Source organism: Actinomadura terrae, from assembly GCF_022751215.1.
Classification (GTDB): domain Bacteria; phylum Actinomycetota; class Actinomycetes; order Streptosporangiales; family Streptosporangiaceae; genus Spirillospora; species Spirillospora terrae.
On the sequence record NZ_JAICDG010000001.1, the window covers coordinates 315,730 to 341,647 of the forward strand.

The following is a 25,918-nucleotide window of genomic DNA, read 5'->3' on the forward strand; positions in this document are numbered from 1 at the left end:
TTGAGAAGTGCGGAGCCCTGGCGGTACCGGGCGCCGCGTCCGGCACCGATCATGGGAGCGGGAGGCGCCATGGTGGACGTGAAGCATGTGGTGATCGTCGGGGCCGGGCCCGCGGGCCTGTTCGCGGCGCGCATGGTGCGGCTGCTGCTGCCGGACGCGGCGGTCGAGGTGTGCGAGCGCGCGGGACCGGACGAGGTGACGGGGTTCGGCGTGACGCTGTCCGCGCGGACGCTCGGCGGGATCGCCGAGGCCGACCCGGACACGCACCGGCGGATCGCGGCGGCGAGCCTGCCGCTGTCGGGCATCGAGATCGCGCTGCCCGCCGCGACCCTCCGCTACGACGGGTTCGAGGTCGCGAGCATCTCGCGGAGCACGCTGCTGGCGATCCTGCGCGAGCAGGCCGAGGCGGTCGGCGCGCGCGTCCGGTACCGCTCGGCGGTCCCGCCGGGGGCCGTGCCCGACGCGGACGTCGTCGTGTTCGCCGACGGCGCCGCGTCCGCGCACCGGAACGCCCGCGCCGCCGCGTTCGGCACCGTCACGCGGACCGGCGCGGCGCGGTTCGTGTGGCTCGGGACCCCGGCGGACCTCGGCGGCCGGACGTCGTTCGCGTTCGTCCGCACCCCGCACGGGCCGATGGCGGCGCACTGCTACCCGCACGCCGACGCGGGCGGGACCGTCGTGGTCGAGACCGACGAGACGACCTGGCGCGCCGCCGGGTTCGCGGGCTCGGACACGATCGGCGGCGCGGCGATAGGGGAGGACGCGCTCGCCCGGCTCGGCGACGTCTTCGCCGAGCACCTCGGCGGCGCGGGCCTGATCGGTGCACGCGGCCGGTGGGGGCGCTTCACCGTCGTGACGAACCGGAGCTGGTCGGCGGGGAACGCGGTGCTGCTCGGCGACGCCGCGCACACCGCGCACTTCACCGTCGGGTCGGGGACGAAGCTGGCGCTGGAGGACGCGATGGCGCTGGCGTCCGCGCTCGCCGCCCACCCCGAGCGCGCCGCCGCGTTCCGCGCCTACGAGGAGGCGCGGCGCGGCCCGGTCACCCGCACCCAGCGGCTCGCGGCCCCGAGCATGCGCTGGTGGGAGAGCTTCGGCCGCCGCCTGGACCTGCCGCCGGAGGAGTTCGGCCTGCACTTCCTGACCCGCACCCCCGCGATGACCTACGCCGCGCTGCGCCGCCGCTGCCCGGAGCGCCTCGCGGAGGCCGCGGTCTCGTTCGGCGGCGATGCCGACCGCCACGCGGTCGACACGCCCTTCGAGCACGGCTCGATCAGGTTGCCGCACCGCGTCGTCTCCGAAGGGGTTGTTCGCTTCGCGGAGGTCCCCTGCCCCGAGGACCCGGACTGGAGCGAACTCGACGCCCCGCTGCCCAAGGTGGAGGACGGTCGCGTCGTGTTGGTTCAGGCGGCGGGGCCGGAGTGGGAGCGGTGGCACGAGACCGTCCGCTATGCGGGGATGGTCAGGGCCGGGACCGGGCGTCCGGTCGCGGTGCGGGTGCCCGCGGACTGGCGGGACGGCCCCGGCCTGGACGCCGACGACGACTCCTGGTCCGCCCGCGTCCACCTGGCGCTGCTGTCGGGACGGATCGACCTGATCGCCGCCGCCCGCTGACCCCTTCGGACTCAGCGGGCGGGGGCGGTCCGGGGGTCAGCCGGTGGGGAGGATCAGTACCTTGCCCGCCGCCTCGCGCGACTCGATCGCGCGGTGCGCGGCGGGCGCCTCGGCCAGCGGGTGGACGCCGTGCACGCGCGGCCGCAGCTCGCCCACCATCCCGAGCACGGCCGCGGCGCGCCGCCGCATCAGCTCGGGCGTCGGGTCGTAGCGTCCGAGCGACGGCTTGGTGAGGAACAGCGTGCCGCCGAGCGCGTTGAGGTCGACGGCGCCGACCGGGCCGCCCGTCTGCCCGTAGGACACGAACGTCCCGCGCGGACGCAGGCAGGTCAGCCCCTCGGCGAAGGTGGCCTGGCCCACCGCGTCGTAGACGACGTCGACGCCGCGCCCGCCGGTGAGCTCCAGGACGCGGTCGGCGAAGTGCCCACTGGAGTAGTCGATCACCTCGTCGGCGCCCGACTCCCGGGCGGCCTTCGCCTTGGCCGGGGTGGAGGCCGTCCCGATCACCCTGGCCCCCCGCAGCGACGCGAGGCGGCACAGCAGCCCGCCGACGCCGCCGCCCGCCGCGTGCACGAGGCAGGTGTCGGCCTCGCCCAGCGGGACCACGTCGGTCGCGAGCATGTGCGCGGTCATCCCGTGGACCAGCACGGCGACGGCGTCCTCGTCCGAGACGCCGTCGGGCACCGGCACGAGGCGGTCGGCGGCGACGACGCAGTGCGTGGCGTAGGAGGCCGAGGGCCCCATCCAGGCGACCCGGTCGCCCGGACGCACGCCCTCGACACCGTCCCCGGCGCGCAGCACCTCGCCCGCGCCCTCCATCCCGGGGGTGAAGGGGAGCGCCACGCGGTAGGCGCCCGACCGCTGGAAGAGGTCGACGACGTTGACCCCGGCGACCGTCACCCGCACCAGCACCTCGCCGGCGGCGGGTTCGGGGTCGGCGGCCTCGGCGACGCGCATGACGTCGGGCGGCCCCTGCCGCTCCAGGACGACGCGCCGCACCGGTCAGCCACCCGCCATCGGCGCGAGGATGGTGACCGTGCTCCCGGCCTCCACCACCGTGGCGTCCCGGCTGCGCCGGGGGATCATCTCGTCGTCCACGCAGAGGTTCACGTACAGGAGCGGCTCGCCGTCCGGGCCGAACAGGCGTCCGCCGATCCACGGGTGGTCGTCGGCGAACCGCCGGATGACCTCGGGCAGCGGGCCCTCGGTGCCCTCGAAGGCGGTGTCGCCGTCCGGGCTCCACACCGAGGGAACCATGATCTTGATCATCAATGCCTCACTTCGACGGGCGGTAGGTGCGAGCCCGCGCCGCGGGCGCGCGGCTCACCCAGCCCATCCTCGGTCCGGCCCGCCGCCGCCCTCATCCTCCAGAGTGCGCGGGCCCCGGCGGGGGCGGCCCGACCTGGCCGCCCCCGGTCGCGGGCCGGTGGCCCTCCGGCGGCCGCGCCCGGACGCCCCGAGAATCGGTCCGCCCGGTAACGGGAATCGGTCCGTCCGTGAGAGCCCGGCGGATGCACTCGGGAACAGTGCGTGAAAGCCGCATAACCGCACAGCCGCATGCCACCGTCAAGCCTCGGTTATGGGACTGTGACCTCCGCGATAGAAGGGTTTTGTTTTGTTGTGAATTGCTCAGATCCATGGTTGCGGAAGCGCCGTTGCAAGGATGTATCTTGTGGGAGAAAACGGGGCAGGCAGCCATGTCCGCGCCCGTCAGGGCCCCGACGGGGCCCGCTGAGGAAGCATTACAACGTAATATTACGATGTGATGTTACGAATGGTGAGGTGGCGATTGCAGATGTCATGTTCCCGCGAATGAATGCCACTTCTCCAGTCGGTCGGCCACGTAAGAACGGGGGGATTTGAGCCATGTGTGGACTGTGTTTACCGGCCTCGACGCACGCGGTCGCGGCAACCGGAACGCCGCCTCGGAAGGGGCGCCGCGCGGTGGACGCGGCCCACACGCTCCCTGCCAGGAGGGGCCGTGCCAGACCGGCCCCGGTGCTCCCATCCAGAGGTTGTGCCGCCTGAACTTCCCCTGACGCCGTCGGCGGGCTCCCAAACGGCCGCCCGGGCGCCTTCCGGGCCCGGCCGCGCTCGAGCCGACGCGTCATTCTTTCCCGGCGCACCGCCGCCTTGGGTATTGACTCATTTGGTTGCACGAAGATGTGGAGTGGCCTGTCAAGGAGGGGACAGAAGTTGGACGACACGCTGGAAGACATGAGGGATCCCTACCGGGCCCGAGGGGCCGGGGATCCCGCCAACGCCGCCATGGAGCAGGCCGTCGTGCGAGTGATCGAGACGATGCGGGAGAATCTTGGCGAACGCATCACCGTCGATGACATGGCCCGCGCGGCGATGTTCAGTAAATTCCACTTCTCGCGAATCTTTCAGCGGATCACGGGGGTCTCCCCGGGAAGATTTCTTTCCGCCATGCGCCTACAGGAGGCGAAACGGCTTCTGTTGACCACTTCCCTCACCATCACGGAGATCACCTATCTGGTCGGTTACTCCAGCGTCGGAACGTTCAGCACCCGGTTCAAGGAGGCGGTGGGCCTGCCCCCGACCGACTACCGCCGCCTCGGCGGATTCACCGACACGATCTCCCGCGACTGCCGCCGGCGGGGCCTCGGGGTCGCCACGACGACCGTCAGCGGGCACGTCCGGCCGCCCGACACCGGGCCCGTCGGCCCGGTCTTCATCGGCCTGTTCCCCGACTGGATACCGCAGGGCTCACCGGTGAGCTGTACCGTCCTGCGCCGTCCCGGCCCCTACCAGCTCGACAAGGTTCCCCCGGGCACCTGGCACGTGCTCGCCCACGCGATGCCGCCCGGTCTGGAGCGCTTCCAGCATCCCGGCGACGAACCCCTGATCGTCGGGGCGAACGGCCCCATCACGATCCGGCAGGGGGCCGGGCAGCGCCGCGCGGACCTGTGCCTGCGTCCGATGCGGGTGCTCGACCCGCCCGTCCTGCTGGCGCTGTTCGAGGTGCGCATGGAGGCGCTGGGCGGCCCGCCGTCGCAGGACCGGGCTCCGAACGGCCGCGCCCCGGCGCGGCACGCGGGGGCCGGGCCGGTGAATCGGGCGAGAAGCGGCTCCTGAGACGGGTGAAGGGCCGGGCCGCGAAATGCGGTCCGGCCCTTCCTGTTCTGTACGTCCTGTTCCGCAGGTGTGGTCCGCCGACCACGTCCGGCCACGCCCTATACGGGGTGGACCGTCATCGGGAGGCCGCCGCGGACGCGCAGCGACAGCATCGGCTCGGGCACGACCTCCCGCCCCGGGGTGAGGCGGAGCCGCAGATCGCGGCAGGCGAGCGCGAGCACGAACGTGGCCTCCATCAGCCCCAGGTGGTTGCCGACGCAGAACCGGGGCCCCGCGCCGAACGGGATGTAGGCGTAGCGGGGCCGCTCGGTGGTCGCCTCGGGCTCGAACCGCTCGGGCCGGAACGCGTCCGGCGCGTCCCAGAAGGCGGGGTTGCGGTGCAGGGTGTAGGGGCAGATCAGGACGTCGGAGCCGGCCGGGACGTGGTAGCCGCCGACCTCGTCGTCGCGCTGCGCCTGCCGCGTCAGGATCCAGACGGGCGGGTACAGGCGCATGACCTCCTGGATCACCATGTCGGTGTAGGGGAGCCGCCGCAGGTCCTCCAGGACCGGCGGCCGGTCGCCGAGCACCTCCACGGCCTCGGCGTGCAGCCGCTCCCACACGTGCGGGTGCCGGTCGAGGAGGTGGAACGCCCAGCTCAGCGTCGACGCGGTCGTCTCGTGCCCGGCCAGCAGCAGCGTGATCAGCTCGTCGTCCATCCGCTGCCGCCGGACGCGCCCGTCGCTCTCCTGGAGCGTCGAGCCCATCAGCCGGGACACGACGTCGTCGCCGCCCGGGGGGCGTTCGAGCATCACGAGGTCGTCGGCGACGTGGTGCAGGTAGCGGCGGGCCCACCGGAAGCGCAGCTGCTTGGGCAGCGGCACCCACGTCGGGACCATGTTGAGCGTGACCATCTCGAACATCGCCTGGTCCTGGACGGCCTCGAACGCCCCGCCGGCCGAGCCGAAGCCGCCGAGGTCGGCGTCCAGCAGCGTCCGGCCGAGCACGCCGAGCGTCAGCGCCGTCATCTCGTGGACGACGTCGACCGGTTCACCCCCGGCGCGGCTGCGGAGCCGGTCGACGAGTTTGCCCGCCTCCTCGGCGACGACCCCGGCCTGCCCCGCGATCCGCTTGTGCTGGAACACCGGCTGGATCGCGTCGCGCTGCTTGCGCCACAGCTCGCCCTCGCTCGTCAGCAGCCCGTCGCCGAGGGCGCGCTTGGCCTGCACGAGGCCGATGCCCTTGTGGTAGTTGGCGCTGTTGTCGGCGAGGACGTGCTTGGCGTGGTCGGGGTGGTTGAAGATGTAGAGGGTCTTCGGGCCGATCCTGACCCGCGCGGCGTCCCCGTACTCCTCGGCGGCCTGCGACATCAGGCCGAGCCGGTCGCGGATCAGCTTGGCGAACAGCATCGGCGTCCGGCTGCGCGGCGGCCCCGGCGGGACGCGCCGCGCGTGCGCCGGGGCTCCGTGCGGACTGGTTCGGCGACCGAGCACGCTCACGTCCGCACCTCACTGATCAGGGGGGCCAGCCGGCGGAGCTTGCCGCCGTGGAACAGCAGCGCGTCCGAGCCCTCGCCGCGCTGGAGCGCGGTGACCCGGCCGACGAAGATGGTGTGGTCGCCGCCGTCGTAGCCGCGCCACAGCTCGCACTCCAGGCTCGCGAGCGCGCCGCTGATCAGCGGGACGCCGGTGACGGGCCCCTGCCACCAGTTCACGGACTCGAACTGCGAGGCGCCGAGGCCCCGGCGCCTGGTGGCGAAGTGGCGGGCGACGCCCTCCTGGTCGCCCGCCAGCACCGAGACTCCGAAGTGCTCGGCGGCGCCGAGGACGCCGTGCATGACGGCGGTCCGGTCGACGCAGACCAGGACGAGCGGCGGGTCGAGCGAGACCGAGGAGAAGGAGTTGGCGGTCATCCCGTGCGGCATCGCGCCGCCGACGGTCACGATCGTGACGCCGGTCGCGAACGTCCCGAACGCGTCCCGCAGCGCCTTCGCCTCGTGCTCCGCTCCGTTCGGTGCGGCGGCGGTCATGCGACCCTCCCCACCTCTGCGGTCCCGAGCGAGTACGGCTCCAGGGCCTTGAGCAGCGCCTCCGGGACGCGGGACGGCTCCGTGCGGGTGTTCGGGCCGCGCATGCACGCCACCCGCTGCCGCCCGCGCGCCACCAGCGACTCGCCGTGCGGGTCGAGCCGGTAGTAGTCGAAGCCGAACTCCAGTTGCGTCTGCGCGAGTTCGATCAGCCGCATCCGGATCGACAGCTCGTCGAACGCGGTCAGCTCGGCGAAGAACTCGCAGTCGACCTTCAGCGTGAACAGCTTCAGGTCGTCCTGGAGGTCGGCGAGGACCTCCGGCGCCTTGCTCTTGAGGAACAGCTCCCTGCACCGCCCCTGCCAGGACAGGTAGTTGACGTAGTAGACGTTGCCGACGAGGTTGGTCTCCTCGAAACCGACCGTGTGCAGGTACTCGTAGTAGTTCGACAATTCAGGACCGCCCTTCGGCGAGAAGTGCGAATGCCACCGGCTCAGGCGCGCCGTGCAGCCTTGTGACGAACGTCGCGACCCGCAGCTCGCCCGAGGCGAGGACGGCCCAGCCGGGACGGCGCGCCGCGCCGAGCGTCAGCGGGGCCGTCGCGGGCAGCCCGTTCTTGGCGAGGCACTCCATCGCGACCCACACGCGGGTGGCCGCGACCTGCGGGTCCTCGCCGGTCTCCGCCACGATCAGGTCGCACAGCACCCGGTGCCGGCCGAGCAGCGCGTCCCAGTCGGTGGTGGAGCGCGCGACGACCGGTTCCAGGTCGCAGGCGACCGGGCCGGCCGCGGCGACGCCCATGGTCAGGCCCGCGCCGTGCGAGCACGACACCGCGTGCCCGCCGTCGATCTCGGGACGCCCGTCCGTCCGGTGGCGGAGGGCGACGGCACGGCCGAGCGCGCGGCCCAGCGTCACCGCCGTCCACTCGCGGCGTTCGCGGACGTCCGCGGGCCGCGCGTGCGGTTCGACCGCGACCGCGACCGAGCCGCCGAGCAGCTCCTCCGCGGTGCGTTCGAGGAACGGACCGAGCAGGGACGGCGCCCACGGGCCCGGGCCGTCGTGCTTGCGGACGGCCTGGAGCCGCAGCCCCTCCCAGCGTTCGACGACCCGGCCGTCCGCGTCCCGGACGGCGACGTCGTAGACGTAGCTGTCACCGTCCTGCGAGCGCTCGGTGGCGCAGTAGCGCACCTGCTCCAGCCCGCGCAGCGCCTCGCCCGCCGGGTAGATCCGGTCGATGCCGGTCGGCAGCAGCGTGGCGTGCGGGACGCAGACCTGGTTGCCGTGCATCAGCGCGTCCCGCATGCCCGGGTCGCCGAGCAGCAGCCGCTGGGGGAGGAACGCGGCGAACCAGCCGCCCTCGCCCGCGACCGCGAGGTCGGCGTCGACCCGCCGCGCGGCGAGGTGGTGGTAGCGGCGCAGCCGGTGGAACCGCGCGCCCTGGAACAGCACGTCGCCGTAGAGGCTCCGGGCCGGGTCGAGCGGCACCGCGGGCAGGCCGCTCTCGACCTGCTCGGGCGGGCCGTCCGGCGCGGGGGCGGCGCCGTAGCGCAGCCGGGCGTGGAAGTGCTCGGCGGCGAACCCCGTCTCGGCGCTGCGGATGACGACCTCGATCGTTCCGTCGCCGGTGACGACCGCCGCGACCCGGATCGTCGTGCTGCCCTCGGGCGGGACGACGATCGGGCGCGGGAACCGGGCGTCCTCGACGATGGGCGCCTCCGTCCGGCCGGTGACCGCCGCCGCGACCTGCGCCATCGCCTCCATGCCGAGCACGGCGGGCAGCAGCAGGTTGCCGTCGAGCAGGTGGTCGGCCAGGTAGGGGTCGGTGCCCGCGCTCAGCGTGGTCTCGGCGACCAGTTCGACCCCGTGGTAGCGGACGAGCGGCCGGTCCACGAACCGCAGCAGCGGCAGCTCGGGCTCGTCGTAGCGGACGGTGTCGATCGTCCCGGTGCGGCCGCTGATCACGACGGTGACCGGCGCGGCGGGGTCGGCGAGCAGCCGCCGCATGATCTGGACGCCCTCGTCCGGGTGGATCGCGGTGATCCCGTCGCGGGCCAGCTCCTCCACCACCGACAGCCGTTCGCCCATCCCGACGCCCGACCAGACCGACCACTCCATGCACAGGCAGCGGCAGTCCGGGTGGCGGTCGGCGAACTCCTCGGTGAACGCCGCCAGCCACTCGTTGGCGGTCGCGTAGTGGGCCTCGCCGCGCAGCCCCGCCCGGCCGATGATGCTGCCGAACGTGACCAGCAGCTTCAGCCCGCCGGTGTCGAGCGCGTCGAGCACCGTCCGCAGGCCGCCGATCTTGGGGGCGAACGTCCGCTCCATCTCGGCGGTGTCGAGCCCGGCCAGCGACACGGGCTCGTTGCGGCCCGCGCCGTGTAGGACGGCGGTCACCGGCCCGAGCGCGGCCGTCGTCTCCGCGACCGCGCGGCGGACCTGCTCCGCGTCGGTCACGTCGGCCCGCGCGTACCGGACGGCGACCCCCCGCTCCTCCATGCGCTGGAGGTTGGCGGCCAGCTCGTCGTCGCGCTCGGGGTCGGAGCGGCCGAGGACGGCGAGCCGGGCGCCGCTGTCGAGCGCCATCGTCAGCGCGCACTCGGCGGTGATGCCCTTGCCGCCCCCGGTCACGAGGATCACGTCGTCCGGCCCGAGCGGCTCCCGGGTCGCCGCCGGCTCCACCGGCAGGACCCGAAGCGTCGGCACGCGCCGCGTTCCGGCGGCGTCGTAGCGGGCCTCGCTGAACGCGGTGGTCGCGGCGACCTCGTCCAGGACCCGGCCGACGGCCTCGGGCGTGTCGGGGACGTGCGCGATCGTCACCCTGAGCTGCGGCGCCTCCTGCCGCAGCGTCCGGACCATGCCCGCCGCGCCCCGGTCGCCGTGCTGGACGAGCACGAACCGCCGGCCGGCGGGCGCGGTCGCCGCCGCCTTGACCGCGTCCAGCACCGGGCCGAGCGACGCCTCCGTGAAGTCCGCCCCGAGGCAGACCAGCGTGCCGGACCCGACGCCGCCGCCCTCCAGCGCGTCGCGGACCTGCCGCGCGATCTGAGAGCCGGTGCCGGTCAGGCTCCACCCGCCGTTCTCCTCGTCGCGGGGCGCGGCGGCCACCGGCACCTCGTCGAGGTCGACGGAGTAGGCCCGCGCCCAGGACGCGGCGCCCTCCACCACCGGTTCGGCCTGCTGCCCGCCGCGCCCGTCGGCGAGCGCGTCCAGCACCTCGGCGAGCTCGCGGATCGTGGCGTTGGCGAAGTTGGTCGGCGCCTGCGCGACCGAGAGGCCGAGCGCCTGCGCCGCCTGGTTGAGCACCTGCCCGACGGAGATCGAGCTGAGGTGCAGGCTGTCGAGGAGCTTGCTGTCCTCGTGGACCATCTCCAGCGGCAGCTCGGCGCGCTCGGCCGCGAGCCTGCGCAGCAGTTCCACGCTGGAGGCGTCGCCGACCGCGGTCTCGGGCGCGGCCGGGGCCTCGATCCTGACCTCGGCGCCGATCGCCGACTCCGGGGCCTGCTCGCACGGGCTGGCGAAGAACGAGAACTCGGCGCCGATCTCCAGCGGACGGGTGAACCGGCCGCGGAACAGCGCGTCGTGCCGCACGGGCGCGCCCGCGACGAACGCGACCGCCGCGACCCGCAGCAGCCCGGTCAGCGACTCGTCGTCGGTGTCCAGCGCGACGGCGGGGACGTCGGCGATGTCCTGGGTCAGGCCGCTCAGCACCCGGCCGGGGCCGACCTCGATGAACAGGTCGGTCTCCTTCGCGGCGAGCTGGAGCGCCTGCGCGAACAGCACCGGGCGGGTGATCTGCTCCCGCAGCAGGTCGTTCACGTCGGTGCCGGGCGGCAGCGCCTCCCCGGTCACGGTCGACACGACCCTGCGCGCGACGCCGCTGAAACGTTCGCTCGTGAGCTTTCCGACGAACGCATCGGCGGCCGGAGCAACCAGCGGCGAGTGGAACGCGTGCGACACCGCCAGTGCCGTCGAGCCGATCCCGGCCGCGGCGGCGCGCTCCCGCACCGCCTCGATAGCGGCCACCGGGCCCGCGACCACCGTCTGCGAGGGGCCGTTGAACCCCGCGATGACCACCCCGGAGCGGTCGAGCAGGCCCGCGACGATCTCGGGCGACGCGGCGATCCCCGCCATCGTCCCCGACGCGCTGTGCTCGGTCATCGTCTGCCCGCGCGTCGCCGCCACCTTCAGCAGCGTCGCCTCGTCCATGACCTCGGCCCAGTGCAGCGCGGAGATCTCGCCGAGGCTGTGGCCGACGGCGACGCCCGCCTCCAGCCCGAGCAGCGCCATCGCCCGCAGTCCCGCCATCGAGCCGGTGACGATGCGGGGCTGCGCGAGCGCCGTCGCCGTCATGTCGCCGCTGCCGGGCAGCGCGGCCCGGTCGTAGACCTGCGCGACCTCGGGGAAGCGCCGCCGCAGCGCGCCGCCGCTGGTGCCGCGCCCCGAGCCCTGGCCGGGGAACAGGTAGCCGATCCGCGGCGCCTTGGCCGCGTGGCCGAGGAACGCGCGCCCGTCGGGCGTGAGGACGCTGGTCGTCCCCGCGTCCACGGCCTCGGCGAGCTGCCGCAGCCGCCGCTCGGCCTCGTCCGGCGACGACACCACGACGGCGGCCCGATAGGGCAGGCCCTGCAAGGAGCGCTGCGCGGTGGCCGCGACGTCGGCGAGCTGCGCGTACGACAGCGCGGGCACCCAGTCGGCGAGTTCGGTGAGGCGGTCGCGGAGCTTCGGCCAGGACGCCGCGTCCAGCAGGATCAGCTCCGCGTCCTGCACGGACGAGGCGAGCGGCTCGGCGGCGGGGAACGCCGGGGTCCGGGGGCCGGTGCCCTCCAGGACGATGTGGGTGTTGATGCCGCCGAAGCCCATCGCGGTCACGCCGGCGCGGACCGCCGCGTCCTCGGGCCAGGACTCCGCCTTGCGCAGCGCCCGCAGCGCCGAGCCCTCCTCGGCGAGCACCGGGTGGGGGTCGAAGCAGCCGACGGTGGGCGGCAGCACCTGGTGGTGCAGCGCCATCACCGCCTTGATCAGCCCGGCCACGCCCGCCGCCGCCTTGGTGTGCCCGATCATGCCCTTGACCGTGCCGATCACGGCGGTCGGCGCCGCCGGGTCGGCCGCGGTCCGCGCCTGCGCCAGCGCGGTCAGCTCGGTCGCGTCGCCGACCGCCGTGCCGGTGCCGTGCCCCTCGAACAGCGGGACGGTCTCGATCCCGAACCCGGCGCGCTCGTAGGCGCGCTCCAGCGCCAGCCGGTAGCCGCCGACCTCGGGACGGGTGATGCCGCCCTTCCCGTCGGAGGAGATGCCCCAGCCGGCGACCCGCGCGTAGGGGCGGCGGCCCAGCGCGGCCGCGTCCTCCTCGCGCATCAGCACGACCATGCCGCAGCCCTCGCCGGGCCAGAACCCGTTGGACCCCTGGTCGTAGACGCGCATCTCGCCGCGGGCGAGCGCGCCGGTCTTGGCGAACCCGATGATCTCGAACGGGTCGATCGACAGGTCCACGCCGCCCGCGACCGCGACGTCCAGCTCGCCGTCGACCAGCGCGCGGCACGCCGTCGTCACCGACAGCAGCGACGACGAGCACGCGCCGTCGACCGTGTACCCGCCGCCCTTGAAGTCGAAGAAGTTGCAGACCCGCCCGGCGATCGTGTTCGACAGCCCGCCCGCGAGCGTGTCCTCGTCGATCGCGGGGAACGGCGCCTTGTAGCTCTCCTCGACCCCGCGCAGGAACTCGGCGATCCGCTCGTCCGGCCAGCCCTGGCCCGAGAGCGCGTCCGCGAGCGTCCGCCGGACGTAGGGCCAGCGCAGCCGCATCGTGTTCGCCCGGGTGAACTCGCCGGTCAGCGTGTTGCCGACGACGACGCCGGTGCGCTCGCGCGGCAGCCCCTCGCCCTCGGGGAACCCGGCGTCGGCGAGCGCGCGGGTCGCGGTGTCGAGCGCGAGCCAGTGCGTCAGGTCCGTCGACCGGTACGTGCTTCCGGCGATCTTGTAGCCGATCCGGTCGAACTCATAGCCCTCGATGACCGCGGCCATCCGGGCGTAGAACCGGTCGGGGGCGGCGGGGTCGGCGTCCCAGTAGTCCTCCAGCCGCATGCGCTCGTCCGGCAGCCGGCGGAACGCCCGCCGCCCGGCGACGGCGTTCTCCCACAGCTCCTCCGGCGAGGCGGCGTCGGGATAGCGGCACGCCATCCCGACGACCGCGATCCTCGTGCTCTTCTCGGTCATCTCACACCCCCACGCGCCACCAGGCCGAGCGCGATGTCGCGGCGCCACCGCTCGAAGGCGGGCATCTCGCCGTCGCCCGCGTCGGCCGCGGCCTTCCTCGTGTCGTCGCAGATCTGGGCGGCCTCTTCCGGCGACACCCCGCACAGCACCCCGGTACCGACGGCGGTGTGCGCCACCGAGAGGCCGGCGAGCAGCCGCGCCTTCGCCGCGAACGCCGACCCTTGGGCGGCGTTGACGCGGTAGGGCCCGGCGCGCCGCGCGAACTCGCGCAGGTCCTGCTCGTCCGAGCCGCCCGCGTAGGTCGCCGCGAGGCCCGCGCCCGCCCACAGGTCGGCCTGGCGCGAGTCGGCGAACCCGTCGATCAGGTCGCACACGACCCGGACGTCGGTGCCGCCCACGAACCACAGCGCGCGCCCGATGCCCTGGTCGATCGCGTGCCGGGCGTACCGGTGCGGGTCGTCGGCGGGCCAGGGGAACCGCGGCTCCTCGTGGTGCTGGTGGACGTACCGGTCCGTCTTGAAGTACGCCTGGTGGAAGCCGTACCCGTCGAGCGCCAGCCAGCGCAGCAGCGGGTCCGGCAGCGAGATCTTCGACCAGCGGAACCGGGGCACGCGGGCCATCGCCCAGCCGGCGCCGATGTAGGCCATGTAGATGTGGGCGTTGCCGCGTCCCGCGAGGAGCGCCGCGAGCCGCCGGCTGCCGCCGCCGGGCAGCGCGTCCAGGACGGTCAGGCCCATCGCGGCGCCCTCGTAGGCGAACCCGCGGAACCGTACCGGTATCTCCTCCAGGCGCTCCTCGGCCTCGGCGACGGTGCGCGCCTCGACCGCGTGGCCGTATCCCGTGAGGAAGGTCGCCCCGACGTTCTCCAGCAGATCCCGGGACTCCGCGTCTTTCTCATGGAATCCGCGGGTGCGCAGCTTGGTCGCCGAGACGTTCGGGGTGAGAACGCGACGTCTGAGCGAACGCAGGTTACCCGCCAATTTGTCCTCCCGGTCCACCGAGTGTGGTGCGTGAGCGCAATTAAGGGTCATCGTTTCCGGCGGGCGGGGGCGGCGCCAACTTCCAGCGTGCTACCGGGGGTGCCCGGTCATTTCCGCGGCCCGCGCGGGACGTTCGGAGAAAGGCGCCGGCGGCCGGTGGCGAACGTTCGCCACCGGCCGCCGGAAACGCACCGGGTCAGTGCCCGCGCGCCTGCCGCCGGCGCGCCTGGAAGGCCGCCATCAGACCACCGAGCACGAGCAGGGTCAGCACCGCGCGGCGGCGCCGCTTGGTGGTCTTCGTGGTGGACGAGGCGTCGGAGAGCGCAGCGCTCATGGCGATCGGTCCCTTCTCGCACTTTAGTGACAATCTGCGACGAGCCTAATCAGCGGAGCGCCGATACAGGCCACTCTCAATGTGCGGGGCAGATAAGGAGAAGGGTGTTATCTATTCGTCGCCGAGCACGGCGGTGGCGAGCTGGGCGGCGAACGCGTGCGGCTGCGTCACGTAGCCGAGGTGGCCGCCGGGGAAGTCCACGACCTCGAGGCCGAGCCGCTCGGCCAGCTCGACGTTGGGACGGTAGTTGACGTCCTCGCGGGAGGCGGTGCCCCCGGCCAGGACGAGGCGGTCCGCCACCGGGCGCAGCGCCTCCACGTCCAGCGTGTAGTTGGGGTAGGTGCGCAGCTCGTGCTCGAACCAGAAGATCTGGTTGACCTTGAGCCGGTCCAGCATCTCCCTGAGCTTGTCGGGCGGCAGTTCCGAGCCCTTCGGCGGGCGGGTGTCGCCGAGCCCCATCCGGTCCTTGAAGAGGCCCTTCGCCTCGTCGACACCCTGCTTCCGGTAGATGTCGTATAGCTCGTCGTAGAAGTCGGCCAGCTCGTCCGCGTCGGGGAGGAGGCTGGTCAGCGGCGGCTCGTGCGAGACGAGCGTCCGCACCCGGTCGGGGTACCGCGCGAGCAGCACGAGCCCGGCGATGGCGCCCGAGCAGGTGCCGAGCACGTGCGCGGGCCCGCCGACGAGGTGGTCGATGAGGGCGCGGGCGTCCTCGGCGTCCACCTCGACCCGCCGGTCGTCGGGCACGATCTCGTGCTGCGGGCTGCGGGAGAAGCCGCGCCGGTCGTAGGTGATGACCGTGCAGCGCTCGGCGAGAAGGTCGGCCATGGGCCCGAACGGGGCCGCGTCGCCGTTCCCCGTCGAGATCACCAAAAGGGCCGGCCCGGTGCCCCTGACTTCGTAGTAAAGATGGGCGCCGTCGACGCCCAGCGTGCCGCTGGTAGGAGTGTGCGTGCGCACGTAAGCCCGCCCTTCCTGAGGGATTCAGTCGCAGGGTAAAGGCGGGCGGTGCCGTTCCGGCATCTTCGGAAGTGCCGCGTCGGGCCGGTTTTCTGGCGTGTTTTCGAGCAGGGCATTCGCGGAGATGCCGCGCGTCCGGCGCCATGGAAACGTTCGATCACGGGCGCCACACCGTGGCCCCTCTCTTTCATTGCGAGGATTTCGTGGCACGAGCGACCGGTTTCGACGTGGAGCGGCTGCGCGCCGACTTCCCGATCCTGCGGCGGCGCGTCAACGGGCGCCGCCTCGTCTACCTGGACTCGGCGAACACCTCACAGACACCCGTGCCCGTCCTGGAGGCGATGCGGCGGCACCACGAGCGGCACACCTCGAACGTGGGCCGGTCGGTGCACACGCTCGCCCTGGAGGCGACCGGTGCCTACGAGGGCGCCCGCGCGAAGGTGGCCGCGTTCGTCGGCGCCGCCGCGCCGGGCGAGGTGGTGTTCACCAAGAACTCCACCGAGGCGATCAACCTGGTCGCGCACGCGTTCGCGACCCGTCCCGTCGCGGGATACGACGACCCGCGCTTCCGGCTCGGGCCGGGCGACGAGATCCTGGTCACGGAGATGGAGCACCACTCCAACCTGATCCCGTGGCAGCTGCTCTGCGAGCGGACGGGCGCGGAGCTGCGCTGGCTGCCGCTCACCGAGGACGGCCTCCTCGACCTGGGCGACCTCGACCGGTACCTCAACGAGCGCACCAGACTGGTGTCGTTCGTCCACGTGTCGAACATCCTCGGCACGGTCAACCCGGTCGAGCCGATCCTGGCGCGGGCCCGCGAGGTCGGCGCGCTGGTGATGCTGGACGCGTCGCAGTCCGTCCCGCACATGCCGGTGGACGCGGCGGCGCTCGGCGTCGACTTCCTCGCGTTCACCGGCCACAAGATGTGCGGACCGACCGGGATCGGGGCGCTGTGGGCGCGGCGGGAGCTGCTGGAGGCGATGCCGCCGTTCCTCGGCGGCGGCTCGATGATCGACGTGGTGGCGATGACCGGGGCGACCTACGCGCCGCCGCCCGCGCGCTTCGAGGCCGGGACGCCGCCGATCGTGCAGGCCGTGGGCCTCGGCACCGCCGTGGACTACCTGTCCGCCGTCGGCATGGACACCGTCCGCGCGCACGGCCGGGCCCTCACCGCCTACGCGCTGGAGGCGCTGTCGGCGATCCCCGGCGTGCGCGTGTTCGGCCCGTCCGACCCCGCGCTGCGCGGCGCGCTCGTGGCGTTCGCGCTCGACGGCGTGAAGCCCGACGACGTCGGCGAGGTGCTGGACGGCGAGGGCGTCCAGGTGCGGGTGGGCCGGCACTGCTGCGCCCCCGCCTGCTCCCGCTACGGCGTGCCCTCGATGGCCCGTGCCTCGTTCCACCTCTACACGACCACCGCCGAGGTGGACGCGCTCGCCGCCGCCGTGGACAAGGCGCGCGGCACCAGATGAGCCGACGGGTACCCGGTTCTCTCGGCCCCGGGTACCCGTCCTTTTCTCTTCTCGCCTAGTCGCTCGTGCTCAATCGACGGTGACCGTCGGGACGTACCGGATCCAGCGTCCGCCCGCGTGCCGGAACCCCTGCTCCTTCGCCATGATCTCCTCGGCGTGGTTCCAGGCGAACAGCAGCGCGTAGTCGGGGTAGGGGTCGCTGAACGCGTCCGGCGGCCGCACCGGCAGATGCGAGCCGGGCACGAGCCGGCCCTGCTTGTCCGGCGTCGAGTCGCACACGAACGGGACGAGGTCGGTGCCGATCCCGCAGAAGTTCGTGATCGTCGTGGCCTTGCCGGGCGCGCCGTACCCGACGACCCGCTTGCCGTCCGCGCGCAGGTCCCGCAGCAGCGCCAGCAGGTCGTCGCGCACCTGCCGGACGTTGTCGCCGAACCGCCGCAGCGTGTCCGGCGAGGACAGCCCGCGCTCGCGCTCCTCGGCGAGGAACCGCCGCACGGACGCGCCGACCCGCCGCTCGCCGGCCCGCGCCACCGTGTACCGGATCTCCCCGCCGTGCAGCGGGATCGGCTCGGCCTCGACCAGCTCGAACCCGAACCGCTCCGCCATCGCCGCGACCGAGGTCACGCTGAAGTAGAAGACGTGCTCGTCGTAGATCTGGTCGAACGCGCCCTGCTCCAGCACGGTCGAGAGGTAGGGCTCCTCGAACACGAAGATCCCGCCCGGCGCCAGCAGCGCGCCGACGCCCCGGAACACCGAGCCGATGTGCGCGATGTGGCAGATCGTGTTGGCGCCGAACACGACCTGGGCGGGGCCGTGCTCGGCGCGGACCGCCGCCGCCGTCTCCTCGTCGAAGAACGCGTTCAGGACGCTGACGCCCTTCGCGCGCGCCTCGTCCGCGACGTTCGTCGACGGCTCGACGCCGAGGTGCCGGACGCCCGCGTCCGCCACGGTCGAGAGCATCACGCCGTCGTTGCAGCCGATCTCGACGATGAACGCGCCGGGTCCGGTCAGCTCGTCGCGCAGGAAGCGGCGCGCGTCGTCCTCGAAGTGCCGCCGGTGCCCCTTCGATCCGGACGCCCGGTACCGGTACCCCTCGTGGTACCGGACGGTCTGCGGCACCTCCTCCAGCAACTGCACCATCGAGCACCGCCCGCACGCGCCCGCCGCGAGCCGGAACAGGAACTCGCCGTCGACCTGCTCGGGCAGCGGGAAGGCGTTGGCGGACGGCTGCCGTCCGAGATCGATGAACTCCTCGACCACGCCGCCGCACACTCTGCATTCGCCGTTCATGATCCGGGCCTCCAGCGCGGGGTCAGTAGGTGACGACGGCGCGGAACCGCACCTCGCCCTTGGCGACACGGTCGAACGCGTCCGCGACGCGCGCGTTGTCGTAGACCTCGACGCGCGGCGTGACCTTGCCCGACGCGACGATCGACAGCGCCTCCCGCAGGACGCCCGGCCCCTCGTGGGTGGCGCCGAGCACCTGCTGGTCGAGCGCGAAGAACGGCCGGGCCATGTCGGGGGCGATGCTGAAGGGCGCGAGCCCGTCGATGCCCGCCATCACGATCCGCCCGCCCGGCCGCAGCCCCCGCATCGCCTCGGACGCGGCGGCCGACGACGGCGCGGTCACCACGATCACGTCGGCGCCGCCCGCCGCCTCCAGCTGCTCGCCGTCCGCGACGATCAGGTCGGCGCCGAGCTCCCGGACGGCCGCGTGCTTGTCGGGCGACCGCGTCACCGCGATCGTCTCGTGCCCGGCCGCGGCGGCGAACTGGAGCGCCAGGTGGCCGAGCCCGCCGATGCCGAGCACCGCGACCCGCTCGTACGGCTTCGGCGCGGCCTTGCTCAGCGCGCCCCACGCCGTGTACCCCGCGCACAGCACCGGCGCGGCCAGCTCGTAGTCCAGCCCGTCCGGCAGCATGACCGCGCTCGCGGCGGGCGCCACCACGTACTCGGCGTGCCCGCCGGGGACGGTGATCCCCGTCATCCGGGGCGCCGGGCACGCGAACGCCGCGTGCCCCGACAGCGGCCGGTTCTGGACGCAGTAGTCGCAGCGCCCGCACGTCCCCTGGATCCAGGGGACGCCCACGCGGTCGCCCGCGTCGTGCGAGACGACCCCGGCCCCGGCCTGGACGACCTCGCCGACCGCCTCGTGCCCCGCGATCGCGGGCGAGAACGGCGGGAACGGGATGATGCCGCGCGTCGCGAGCACGTCGTTGAAGCAGATGCCCGAGGCGTGCACCCTGACCAGCACCTCGCCGGGCCCCGGCTCCGGCGTGGGCACGTCCTCGATCCGCCACGCGGCGTTGACTTCGGGAATGACGGCTGCCTTCATATTCGACCACCTAGGTAGGAGTGGGCGGACAGAACGACGGACGGGGAGCCGGCCCGCCGTCACGGGCGCGGCTCCACCGTCACGGGGGTGGGGCGGTCAGCGGGGGTTGAGGCGTCCGGCCTCGACGTCGAGCCGGCCGAGGACCTCGGTGATCGCGGCGGTCGTCCGGTCGGCCTCGGCCCGCGTGAACACCAGCGGCGGCGACAGCACCAGCGTCTGCCCGTAGTTGCGGGTGATCACGCCGTGCGTCTCGTAGACGTCGTCCGCGACCTCCAGCGCCAGATCCATCGAGAGCGGCTCGCGGGTCTCCTTGTTCACCACCAGCTCGATACCGGCCATCGCGCCCTCGACCCGGACGTCGCCGACCGACGGCAGCCCGGCGGCCGTGACGAGCCCGCCGCGCAGCCACTCGCCGATCTCCAGGGACCGCCCGAGCAGCCCCTCCTTCTCGATGACCTCCAGGTTGGCCAGCGCCACGGCCGCGCTGACCGGGTGCCCCGAGTAGGTGTAGCCGTGGAAGAAGTTGCGGTCCCCGCCGGCGACGGCCTCGGCGATCTCATCCCGCATCAGCACCGCGCCCATCGGGACGTACCCGCTGGTCAGCCCCTTCGCGGTCGTGATGATGTCGGGGTCCATGCCGCGCGGCGCCGAGTCGAACCAGGTCCCGATCCGGCCGTAGCCGGTGATGACCTCGTCGGCGATCAACAGGATGCCGTGCGAGCGCAGCAGCTCCCGCACCCGCGGCCAGTAGTCGGAGGGCGGGGCGATGACGCCGCCGCCGCCCAGCACCGGCTCGCCGACCATCGCGGCGATGTTGCGCGCGCCGAGCCGCTCGATCGTCTCCGACAGCTCGTTCAGCAGGAAGTCGGTGGTGTCCTGGCCGCCGTAGAACTCCGCCCGGTACGGGTAGGGCGGCATCAGCTTCTCGACGTGCGGCAGGTTCGGGCCGACCGCGACCTGCATGTCCGGGATGCCGGTGGCGGTGCCGCTGCCGTAGGTCGCGCCGTGGTAGCCGTAGTGCCGGGCGAGGATCCAGTTGCGGTCGGTCTCGCCCCGGTGGTGGTGGTAGAGCCGGGCCAGCTTCAGCGCCGTGTCGACGCCCTCCGACCCGCCGCAGGTGAAGTACACGCGGTTGATGTCGCCCGGCGCGAGCGCGGCGAGGCGCTCGGCGAGCAGCGCGGCCTTGTCGCTGCCGTACTCGAAGAAGCTGGTGAAGTGCGCCAGCTCGGAGATCTGCCGGGCCGCCGCGTCGGCCAGCTCCTGGCGGCCGTGGCCGACCTGGGCGACCCAGATGCCGCCCCCGAGGGCATCCAGGAACTCGCGGCCCGACGCGTCCCATACCGTGCTGCCCTCGCCGCGGACCATGACGCGCCGCTCCCGGCGGGGCCCGCGCTCGTGCGAGTGCAGGACGTGACGCCGGTCGAGGTCTTCGAGGATGGCCGCCGAGCGCGCCGAACGGGTCGAGGAGATCGTCACCTTCGCTCCTAGTCTCGGTGGGTTTCCCCGAACGATCGCAGCGGCGCGTGGCCTGGGACATCTTCCAGGGTGCGGTGCCCGGTCCGGCTGGTGGCGTCCACCGGCGCCCGCTGGCAAAAATCTGGCATGTCGTGACCTGTCGAGACCTCGCCATCCGTGCGACTGTGTGGTGACAATCTGAGCTATGCGAGAAGACGAGTCCCCCGTCGTCGACGAAGCCGCGTTCACGGCACTGGCCGAGAAGCACCGGCACGAGTTGCAGGTGCACTGCTACCGGATGCTGGGTTCCATAGAGGACGCCGAGGACCTGGTGCAGGAGACCTTCCTGCGCGCCTGGAAGAAGCGCGACACCTTCCAGGGCCGCTCCACCTTCCGCGCCTGGCTGTACCGCATCGCCACCAACGCCTGCCTGGACTTCCTCTCCGCCCATCCGCGGCATCCCCAGCCGCGCCGCACCGCGCCGCCGAACGCCGCGAAGGCCGGAGACGAGATCCCGTGGCTCCAACCGTTCCCCGACAGCCTCCTCGAACCGCTGATGCCGGGCGCCGCCGAGCCCGACTCGGTGGTGGTCGCCAAGGAGACCATCGAACTGGCCTTCATCGCCGCCATGCAGCACCTGTCGCCCAAGCAGCGCGCCGTGCTGCTGCTGCGCGACGTGCTGGGGTACCCGGCCAGGGACACCTCCGGCATCCTCGGCACCAGCGTGATCTCGGTCAACAGCGCGCTCCAGCGGGCGCGGGCGACGCTGAAGGAGCGGCTGCCCCCGCGCCGCGCGGAGTGGCGGGCCGGGGAGGACCCGAACGCCGCCGAGCGGCGCCTCGTCCAGCGGTACATGGCCGTGATGGAACGCGGCGACATGAGCACGGTCGCGCAGGCGATGGCCGACCTGATGGCCGAGGACATCCGGGTCTCCATGCCGCCGCAGCCGCTGTTCTACTCCGGCCGCCACGACTTCTACCTGGGGGTCAGCGCCTACCTCGACCCGGACTCGCCCACCTACGCCGGGCAGTGGCGCAGCGTGCCGACCCGCGCGAACCTCCAGCCGGCGGTCGCGCACTACATCAGGCCGCCGGGCGGCGAGGTGTTCCAGGCGCAGGTGCTGGACGTGCTGCGGGTCGAGGAGGGCACGATCATGGAGATCACCGCGTTCGAGGGGCGGCTGTTCCCCCGCTTCGGACTGCCGCTGACGCTGGAGGAGGGCCCGTGACCGGAGAATCGGTGACCGGAGCAGAATCCGTGAGCGGAGCAGGGCCGGCGCGGCGGGTCGTGCTGGCGATGGCGACCTCGGTCGACGGGTTCGTCTCGGCCGAGGACGGCGCCGTCGACTGGCTCTTCCCCTACCTGGACGCCGAGGTCGAGCAGTGGATCATGGAGTATGTGGGGGAGTGCGACGCCCAGCTCATCGGCCGCGTGAACTACCTGGAGCAGGCGGCGTACTGGCCGACCGTCGCCGACCCGCAGGCCCCGCTGCTGAACGACGCCGAGAAGGTCGTCTTCACCTCCACGCTGACGGAGGTGAACTGGGGCAACGCGCGGATCGCGGAGCATGACGTCGCCACCGAGATCGAGCTGCTCCGCAAGCGTCCCGGCCGGGACATCCTCGTGCCGGGCGGGGTGGGCTTCGCCCGCCACGTCGTCGAGCTGGGGCTCGTCGACCTCTACCGGTTCATGGTCTACCCGGTGGTGCTCGGCGCCGGAGTGCCCCTGTTCACCAGGCGCCTCCCGCTGCGGTGCGTCGCGTCCAGGACGTTCGGCAACGGCTCCGTCGCCCTCACCTACCGTCCGGACGAGTCGCCGCCGGGCTGAGCGCGGGAGTCCATCGGGCGCCGCCGCCCCTCCCCGGGGCGGCGGCGCCTTTTTGAATAACCGCACGGCAATTCCGGAGTAGTAGGACGCGGCACGCGAGATCGACGATGGATTTCAAGCGTGCTCTCAATGCCGCGCGTCCGCTATCGCGCGTCCACTACTGAAAGGGTCCCGCCGTGAAGGCTCTGGTGCTGTCGGGTGGGTCCGGCGCCCGGCTCCGGCCCATCAGCCATTCCATGCCCAAGCAGCTCATTCCCGTGGCCAACCGGCCGGTGCTGGAGTATGTGATCGACGATATCCGGGGCCTCGGCGTCACCGACATCGCGATCGTCGTGGGCTCCTGGGCGACGCAGATCCAGCAGGCGCTCGGCGACGGGTCCCGCTTCGGGGTGCACCTCACCTATCTGCGGCAGGACCTGCCGCTCGGCCTGGCCGACGCCCTCCGGCGGGCCAGGCGCTTTCTCGGCGACGACGATTTCGTGATGTATCTCGGGGACAACGTCCTGCGCGAGGGCGTCGCCGAAATGGCCGAGGAATTCCGCAGGACGCGTCCGGCGGCGCAACTCGTCGTGCACAAGGTCGCCGACCCCCGCGCCTACGGCGTCGCCGAGGTGGACGCGGACGGCGCGGTGCTGCGGCTGGTGGAGAAGCCCGAGCAGCCGCGCAGCGACCTCGCGGTCGTCGGGGTGTACTTCTTCACCGCCGCCGTCCACGCGGCCGTCGACGCGATCGAGCCGAGCGCCCGGGGCGAGCTGGAGATCACCGACGCGATCCAGCGTCTCGTGACGGACGGCGCGAAGGTGCGGGCGCGCGAGTACACCGGCTACTGGCGGGACGTCGGCGAGATCGAGCACGTCCTGGACTGCAACCGCCGCCTGCTGGAGGACGTCCGCCACCGCGTCGCCGGGACGGTCGAGGGCGGCGCCGCGCTGCGCGGCCCGGTCGTCGTCGAGGAGGGCGCGCGGGTGGTGCGGTCCCGCGTCACCGGTCCGGCCGTCATCGGCGCGGGCACGCTGGTCGAGGACAGCGAGATCGGCCCCGGCACCGCCGTGGGGCGCGGCTGCCTGCTGCGCTCGACGTCGCTGGCCGACTCGATCGTGCTGGACGGGGCGTCGGTCTGCTTCGCCGGCCCGTTCGCCCGCTCGGTGATCGGCCGGTCCGCGACGGTCGGGCCCGCCGGGGGCCGCGCCGGGGCGCGCACCGCGCACCGGCTCGTCGTCGGCGACCACGCCGGAGTCGAGGTCGCGGCCCGTCCGGACGGCGCCGGGTGACGCGCTGGCGGGTCGCCTCGGAGGCTGAGCTGTACCGCGACGACTGGCTCGACATCCGGCTCGCCGACGTCGAGTTGCCCGACGGGAACCGGCTCAGCCACCGGATCATCAAGGTCCCGCCGTACGCGGGGGTCGCCGCGCTCGGGCCCGGGCGCCGCGTCCTGCTGCTGTGGCGGCACCGGTTCATCACCGACTCGTGGGGCTGGGAGATCCCTGGCGGCCGCGTCGAGCACGGCGAACGCCCCGTCGACGCCGCCGCGCGCGAGTTCCGCGAGGAGACCGGCTGGCGGGCCGCGCCGCTGCGGCCGCTGCTGTGCGTGCAGCCGATCAACGGCATGGCCGACGCCGTGCAGGAGGTCTTCCGCGCGGACGGCGCGACGTTCGCCGGGCGGCCGTCCGACCCGTCGGAGGCGGAGCGGGTCGAGTGGGTGCCGCTCGCCGACGTCCCCGGCCTCATCGCGGCCGGGCGGATCGTCAGCGCGGCGACCATGGCCGCGCTCCTCTACCTGATGGCCGCGCCCGACCAGCCGCTCGACCACCCGCTCGATCGGTCGTCCGCCCACTAGCCCGGCCGTCCGTCCGGCTGCGCATTCGGGGAGATGTGGGGGCCGGACGGCCGCTGCGAGGCTCGTCAGCGATGCCCGATGCAGGGCGCCCGCGACCGTTAGCACCGGCCGCGGTGAGTTTCCATCCGCGCCGTCGTCACATAACCGAGCCGTGGAGGTGGCGCGGTCGTTCGACGAGAGGACGAGGATGAGCGCAGAAGCGGGGCCGGTGCCGCGGGCGGGGCGGCGCGAGTGGGCCGGGCTGGTGATGCTGTGCCTGCCGACGATGCTGGCGACGGTGGACATCAACGTGACGCTGCTGGCGTTGCCGCACATCGCCAAGGACCTCGGGTCCAGTGACATCCAGCAGCTGTGGATCACCGATGTGTACGGGTTCGTGATCGCCAGCTTCCTGATCACGATGGGCACGCTGGGCGACCGGCTCGGGCGGCGCAAGGTGCTGCTGTCGGGAGCCGCGCTGTTCATCGTCGCCTCGATCCTGGCCGCCACGGCCGGGTCGACCGGGGCGCTGATCGCGGCGCGGGCGGTGATCGGGCTGGCCGGGGCGACGCTGATGCCGTCGGTGCTGGCGATCATCACGGACATGTTCCGCGACCCCAAGCAGCTGGCGGTCGCGATGGGCGCCTGGGGCTCCTCGATCATGCTCGGACTGATCGGCGGCCCGATCATCGGCGGCCTGCTGCTCGGCCCGTTCTACTGGGGGTCGGTGTTCCTGATCGCGATCCCGGTGATGGCGGTGCTGCTGATCACCGGCCCGTTCCTGATCCCCGAGTCGCGCAACCCCCACGCCCGCCCCCTCGACCTGGTCAGCGTCGTCCTGTCGCTGGGGATGATCATGCCGGTGGTGTACGGGGTCAAGGAGCTCAGCCGCGACGGCTGGGCCGTCCTGCCCGTGGTCGCGATCGTCGTCGGGCTCGTGCTCGGCGCGATCTTCGTGCGGCGGCAGCGCGGCATCGAGAACCCGCTGCTGGACCTGAACCTGTTCGGCATCCGGTCGCTCACCACCGGCCTGGCGCTCGGCCTGCTGGTCGCGATGATCACCGGCGGGACGGGCCTGACCGTGACGCTGTTCATGCAGATGGTCCGCGGCATCACGCCCGTCCACGTCGCGCTGTGGCTGATCGCCCCGTCGATCGCGATGGTCGTGTTCGGGAACATGGCGCTCGGGATGTCGCAGAAGATCCGCCCGGCCGTGGTGCTGGCCGCCGGATCGGTGGTGGCGATCGTGGGTCTGCTGGTCCTCACCCAGGTCAGCACGAACGGCGGCATGGGCGTGCTGCTGACCGGGCTGGTCCTCGTCTACATCGGCGCGTCCCCGGTCGGCATGATGAACAGCTTCCTGGTCATGCAGGCCGCGCCGCCCGACAAGGCGGGCTCGGCCGGGTCGCTGTCCTCGACCTCGGGTGAGCTGGGCGCCGCGCTCGGCGTCGCGGTGTTCGGCGTCGTCGGCACGAGCGTCTACCGGCACGAGCTGGACATCCCCGCCGGAACCCCCGGCCCGGTCGCCGACGCCGCGCACAACGGCATCGCGAACGCGGTCTACGGCGCCAAGGGCACCCCGACGGGCCCGGCGCTGCTGGACGCGGCGGAGAAGGCGTTCACCAGCAGCCTGCACGTCGTCGCACTGTCCACCGTCGTCCTGTACGTCGCGCTGGCGGCCATCGCCTACATCGGCCTGCGCGACCTTCCGCCGACCGGCTCCCCCGAGCCCGCCGCCGACGCGAAGGCCGAGCCCGCCGAGCAGCCGACCGCCTGACCCGAACCTCCAGCAGACGAAACGATGGGCCGGTCAT

At 73.2% G+C, this 25,918-nt stretch carries 20 protein-coding genes; 8 read left to right on the forward strand and 12 right to left on the reverse strand.

Annotated features, from left to right (window positions below; all coding sequences use genetic code 11):
* Nucleotides 1–69 precede the first annotated feature (69 nt).
* Nucleotides 70–1,614 (forward strand): FAD-dependent monooxygenase, encoded by a 1,545-nt coding sequence (locus tag K2F47_RS01435; protein ID WP_242900820.1) that lies wholly within the window; start codon nt 70–72, stop codon nt 1,612–1,614.
* 36 nt (nt 1,615–1,650) lie between these two features.
* Here K2F47_RS01435 and K2F47_RS01440 read toward each other — a convergent pair whose 3' ends face one another.
* Together K2F47_RS01440 and K2F47_RS01445 are read right to left on the reverse strand one after the other, a co-directional pair.
* On the reverse strand, nt 1,651–2,613 hold the full coding sequence (locus K2F47_RS01440; RefSeq protein ID WP_242900821.1) for a quinone oxidoreductase family protein: 963 nt from the start codon (nt 2,611–2,613) through the stop codon (nt 1,651–1,653).
* Nucleotides 2,614–2,616: 3 nt separating this feature from the next.
* Nucleotides 2,617–2,883, reverse strand: coding sequence for a MoaD/ThiS family protein (locus tag K2F47_RS01445; RefSeq protein ID WP_242900822.1), 267 nt, complete (start codon nt 2,881–2,883; stop codon nt 2,617–2,619).
* 927 nt (nt 2,884–3,810) lie between these two features.
* On the opposite strand from K2F47_RS01445, the gene K2F47_RS01450 reads away from it, so the two are divergent.
* Complete coding sequence (locus tag K2F47_RS01450) at nt 3,811–4,713, forward strand: helix-turn-helix domain-containing protein (RefSeq protein WP_242900823.1); 903 nt, start codon at nt 3,811–3,813, stop codon at nt 4,711–4,713.
* A 98-nt stretch (nt 4,714–4,811) separates the two neighbouring features.
* On the opposite strand, the gene K2F47_RS01455 is transcribed toward K2F47_RS01450, so the two are convergent.
* The 7 genes from K2F47_RS01455 to K2F47_RS01485 all read right to left on the reverse strand — a co-directional run bounded on the left by K2F47_RS01455 (nt 4,812) and on the right by K2F47_RS01485 (nt 15,202).
* On the reverse strand, nt 4,812–6,191 hold the full coding sequence (locus tag K2F47_RS01455) for a cytochrome P450 (RefSeq protein ID WP_242900824.1): 1,380 nt from the start codon (nt 6,189–6,191) through the stop codon (nt 4,812–4,814).
* A complete protein-coding gene (locus tag K2F47_RS01460; RefSeq protein ID WP_242900825.1) occupies nt 6,188–6,721 on the reverse strand; it encodes a flavin reductase family protein in 534 nt (177 codons plus the stop codon). The genes K2F47_RS01455 and K2F47_RS01460 overlap by 4 nt, the downstream gene beginning before the upstream one ends.
* On the reverse strand, nt 6,718–7,170 hold the full coding sequence (locus K2F47_RS01465) for an acyl-CoA thioesterase (RefSeq protein ID WP_242900826.1): 453 nt from the start codon (nt 7,168–7,170) through the stop codon (nt 6,718–6,720). The genes K2F47_RS01460 and K2F47_RS01465 overlap by 4 nt, the downstream gene beginning before the upstream one ends.
* A gap of 1 nt (nt 7,171) precedes the next feature.
* Nucleotides 7,172–12,931 carry a type I polyketide synthase gene (locus K2F47_RS01470; RefSeq protein WP_242900827.1) on the reverse strand — a complete coding sequence of 1,920 codons (5,760 nt, stop codon included), beginning with the start codon at nt 12,929–12,931 and terminating at the stop codon, nt 7,172–7,174.
* Entirely contained in the window at nt 12,928–13,911 is a 984-nt protein-coding gene (locus tag K2F47_RS01475; RefSeq protein ID WP_242900828.1) for a DUF1702 family protein, read from the reverse strand. Before K2F47_RS01475 ends, K2F47_RS01470 begins: the two co-directional genes overlap by 4 nt.
* A gap of 196 nt (nt 13,912–14,107) precedes the next feature.
* Nucleotides 14,108–14,245 carry a hypothetical protein gene (locus tag K2F47_RS01480; protein ID WP_242900829.1) on the reverse strand — a complete coding sequence of 46 codons (138 nt, stop codon included), beginning with the start codon at nt 14,243–14,245 and terminating at the stop codon, nt 14,108–14,110.
* Nucleotides 14,246–14,356: 111 nt separating this feature from the next.
* Nucleotides 14,357–15,202, reverse strand: coding sequence for an alpha/beta fold hydrolase (locus K2F47_RS01485; protein ID WP_308198351.1), 846 nt, complete (start codon nt 15,200–15,202; stop codon nt 14,357–14,359).
* A 203-nt stretch (nt 15,203–15,405) separates the two neighbouring features.
* Here K2F47_RS01485 and K2F47_RS01490 point away from each other — a divergent pair, with 203 nt between their 5' ends.
* The gene (locus tag K2F47_RS01490; RefSeq protein WP_242900831.1) at nt 15,406–16,671 is read left to right on the forward strand and encodes an aminotransferase class V-fold PLP-dependent enzyme; all 1,266 of its coding nucleotides are present in this window, start codon (nt 15,406–15,408) and stop codon (nt 16,669–16,671) included.
* A gap of 69 nt (nt 16,672–16,740) precedes the next feature.
* Here K2F47_RS01490 and K2F47_RS01495 read toward each other — a convergent pair whose 3' ends face one another.
* The 3 genes from K2F47_RS01495 to K2F47_RS01505 form a co-directional block, all read right to left on the reverse strand.
* On the reverse strand, nt 16,741–17,961 hold the full coding sequence (locus K2F47_RS01495) for a class I SAM-dependent methyltransferase (RefSeq protein ID WP_242900832.1): 1,221 nt from the start codon (nt 17,959–17,961) through the stop codon (nt 16,741–16,743).
* 22 nt (nt 17,962–17,983) lie between these two features.
* On the reverse strand, nt 17,984–19,006 hold the full coding sequence (locus K2F47_RS01500) for an alcohol dehydrogenase catalytic domain-containing protein (RefSeq protein ID WP_242900833.1): 1,023 nt from the start codon (nt 19,004–19,006) through the stop codon (nt 17,984–17,986).
* Nucleotides 19,007–19,102: 96 nt separating this feature from the next.
* Complete coding sequence (locus K2F47_RS01505) at nt 19,103–20,482, reverse strand: aminotransferase family protein (RefSeq protein WP_242900834.1); 1,380 nt, start codon at nt 20,480–20,482, stop codon at nt 19,103–19,105.
* Nucleotides 20,483–20,666: 184 nt separating this feature from the next.
* Here K2F47_RS01505 and K2F47_RS01510 point away from each other — a divergent pair, with 184 nt between their 5' ends.
* The 5 genes from K2F47_RS01510 (at nt 20,667) to K2F47_RS01530 (ending at nt 25,881) form a co-directional block, all read left to right on the forward strand.
* A complete protein-coding gene (locus K2F47_RS01510) occupies nt 20,667–21,689 on the forward strand; it encodes a sigma-70 family RNA polymerase sigma factor (protein WP_242900835.1) in 1,023 nt (340 codons plus the stop codon).
* A gap of 29 nt (nt 21,690–21,718) precedes the next feature.
* Entirely contained in the window at nt 21,719–22,288 is a 570-nt protein-coding gene (locus K2F47_RS01515) for a dihydrofolate reductase family protein (protein WP_242900836.1), read from the forward strand.
* Nucleotides 22,289–22,464: 176 nt separating this feature from the next.
* Nucleotides 22,465–23,559, forward strand: a complete 1,095-nt coding sequence (locus K2F47_RS01520; protein ID WP_242900837.1) for a glucose-1-phosphate thymidylyltransferase — start codon at nt 22,465–22,467, stop codon at nt 23,557–23,559.
* Entirely contained in the window at nt 23,556–24,125 is a 570-nt protein-coding gene (locus K2F47_RS01525) for an NUDIX hydrolase (RefSeq protein WP_242900838.1), read from the forward strand. Before K2F47_RS01520 ends, K2F47_RS01525 begins: the two co-directional genes overlap by 4 nt.
* 187 nt (nt 24,126–24,312) lie before the next feature.
* On the forward strand, nt 24,313–25,881 hold the full coding sequence (locus K2F47_RS01530; protein WP_242900839.1) for an MFS transporter: 1,569 nt from the start codon (nt 24,313–24,315) through the stop codon (nt 25,879–25,881).
* Nucleotides 25,882–25,918: the final 37 nt, after the last annotated feature.

What these genes read in the sequence shown, in the direction of transcription:
- K2F47_RS01435 (WP_242900820.1), top strand. Translation starts at nt 70, where the DNA reads ATGGTGGACGTGAAGCATGTGGTGATCGTCGGGGCCGGGCCCGCGGGC.
- K2F47_RS01445 (WP_242900822.1), bottom strand. Translation starts at nt 2,883, where the DNA reads ATGATCAAGATCATGGTTCCCTCGGTGTGGAGCCCGGACGGCGACACC.
- K2F47_RS01460 (WP_242900825.1), bottom strand. Translation starts at nt 6,721, where the DNA reads ATGACCGCCGCCGCACCGAACGGAGCGGAGCACGAGGCGAAGGCGCTG.
- K2F47_RS01470 (WP_242900827.1), bottom strand. Translation starts at nt 12,931, where the DNA reads ATGACCGAGAAGAGCACGAGGATCGCGGTCGTCGGGATGGCGTGCCGC.
- K2F47_RS01480 (WP_242900829.1), bottom strand. Translation starts at nt 14,245, where the DNA reads ATGAGCGCTGCGCTCTCCGACGCCTCGTCCACCACGAAGACCACCAAG.
- K2F47_RS01495 (WP_242900832.1), bottom strand. Translation starts at nt 17,961, where the DNA reads ATGAACGGCGAATGCAGAGTGTGCGGCGGCGTGGTCGAGGAGTTCATC.
- K2F47_RS01500 (WP_242900833.1), bottom strand. Translation starts at nt 19,006, where the DNA reads ATGAAGGCAGCCGTCATTCCCGAAGTCAACGCCGCGTGGCGGATCGAG.
- K2F47_RS01510 (WP_242900835.1), top strand. Translation starts at nt 20,667, where the DNA reads ATGCGAGAAGACGAGTCCCCCGTCGTCGACGAAGCCGCGTTCACGGCA.
- K2F47_RS01530 (WP_242900839.1), top strand. Translation starts at nt 24,313, where the DNA reads ATGAGCGCAGAAGCGGGGCCGGTGCCGCGGGCGGGGCGGCGCGAGTGG.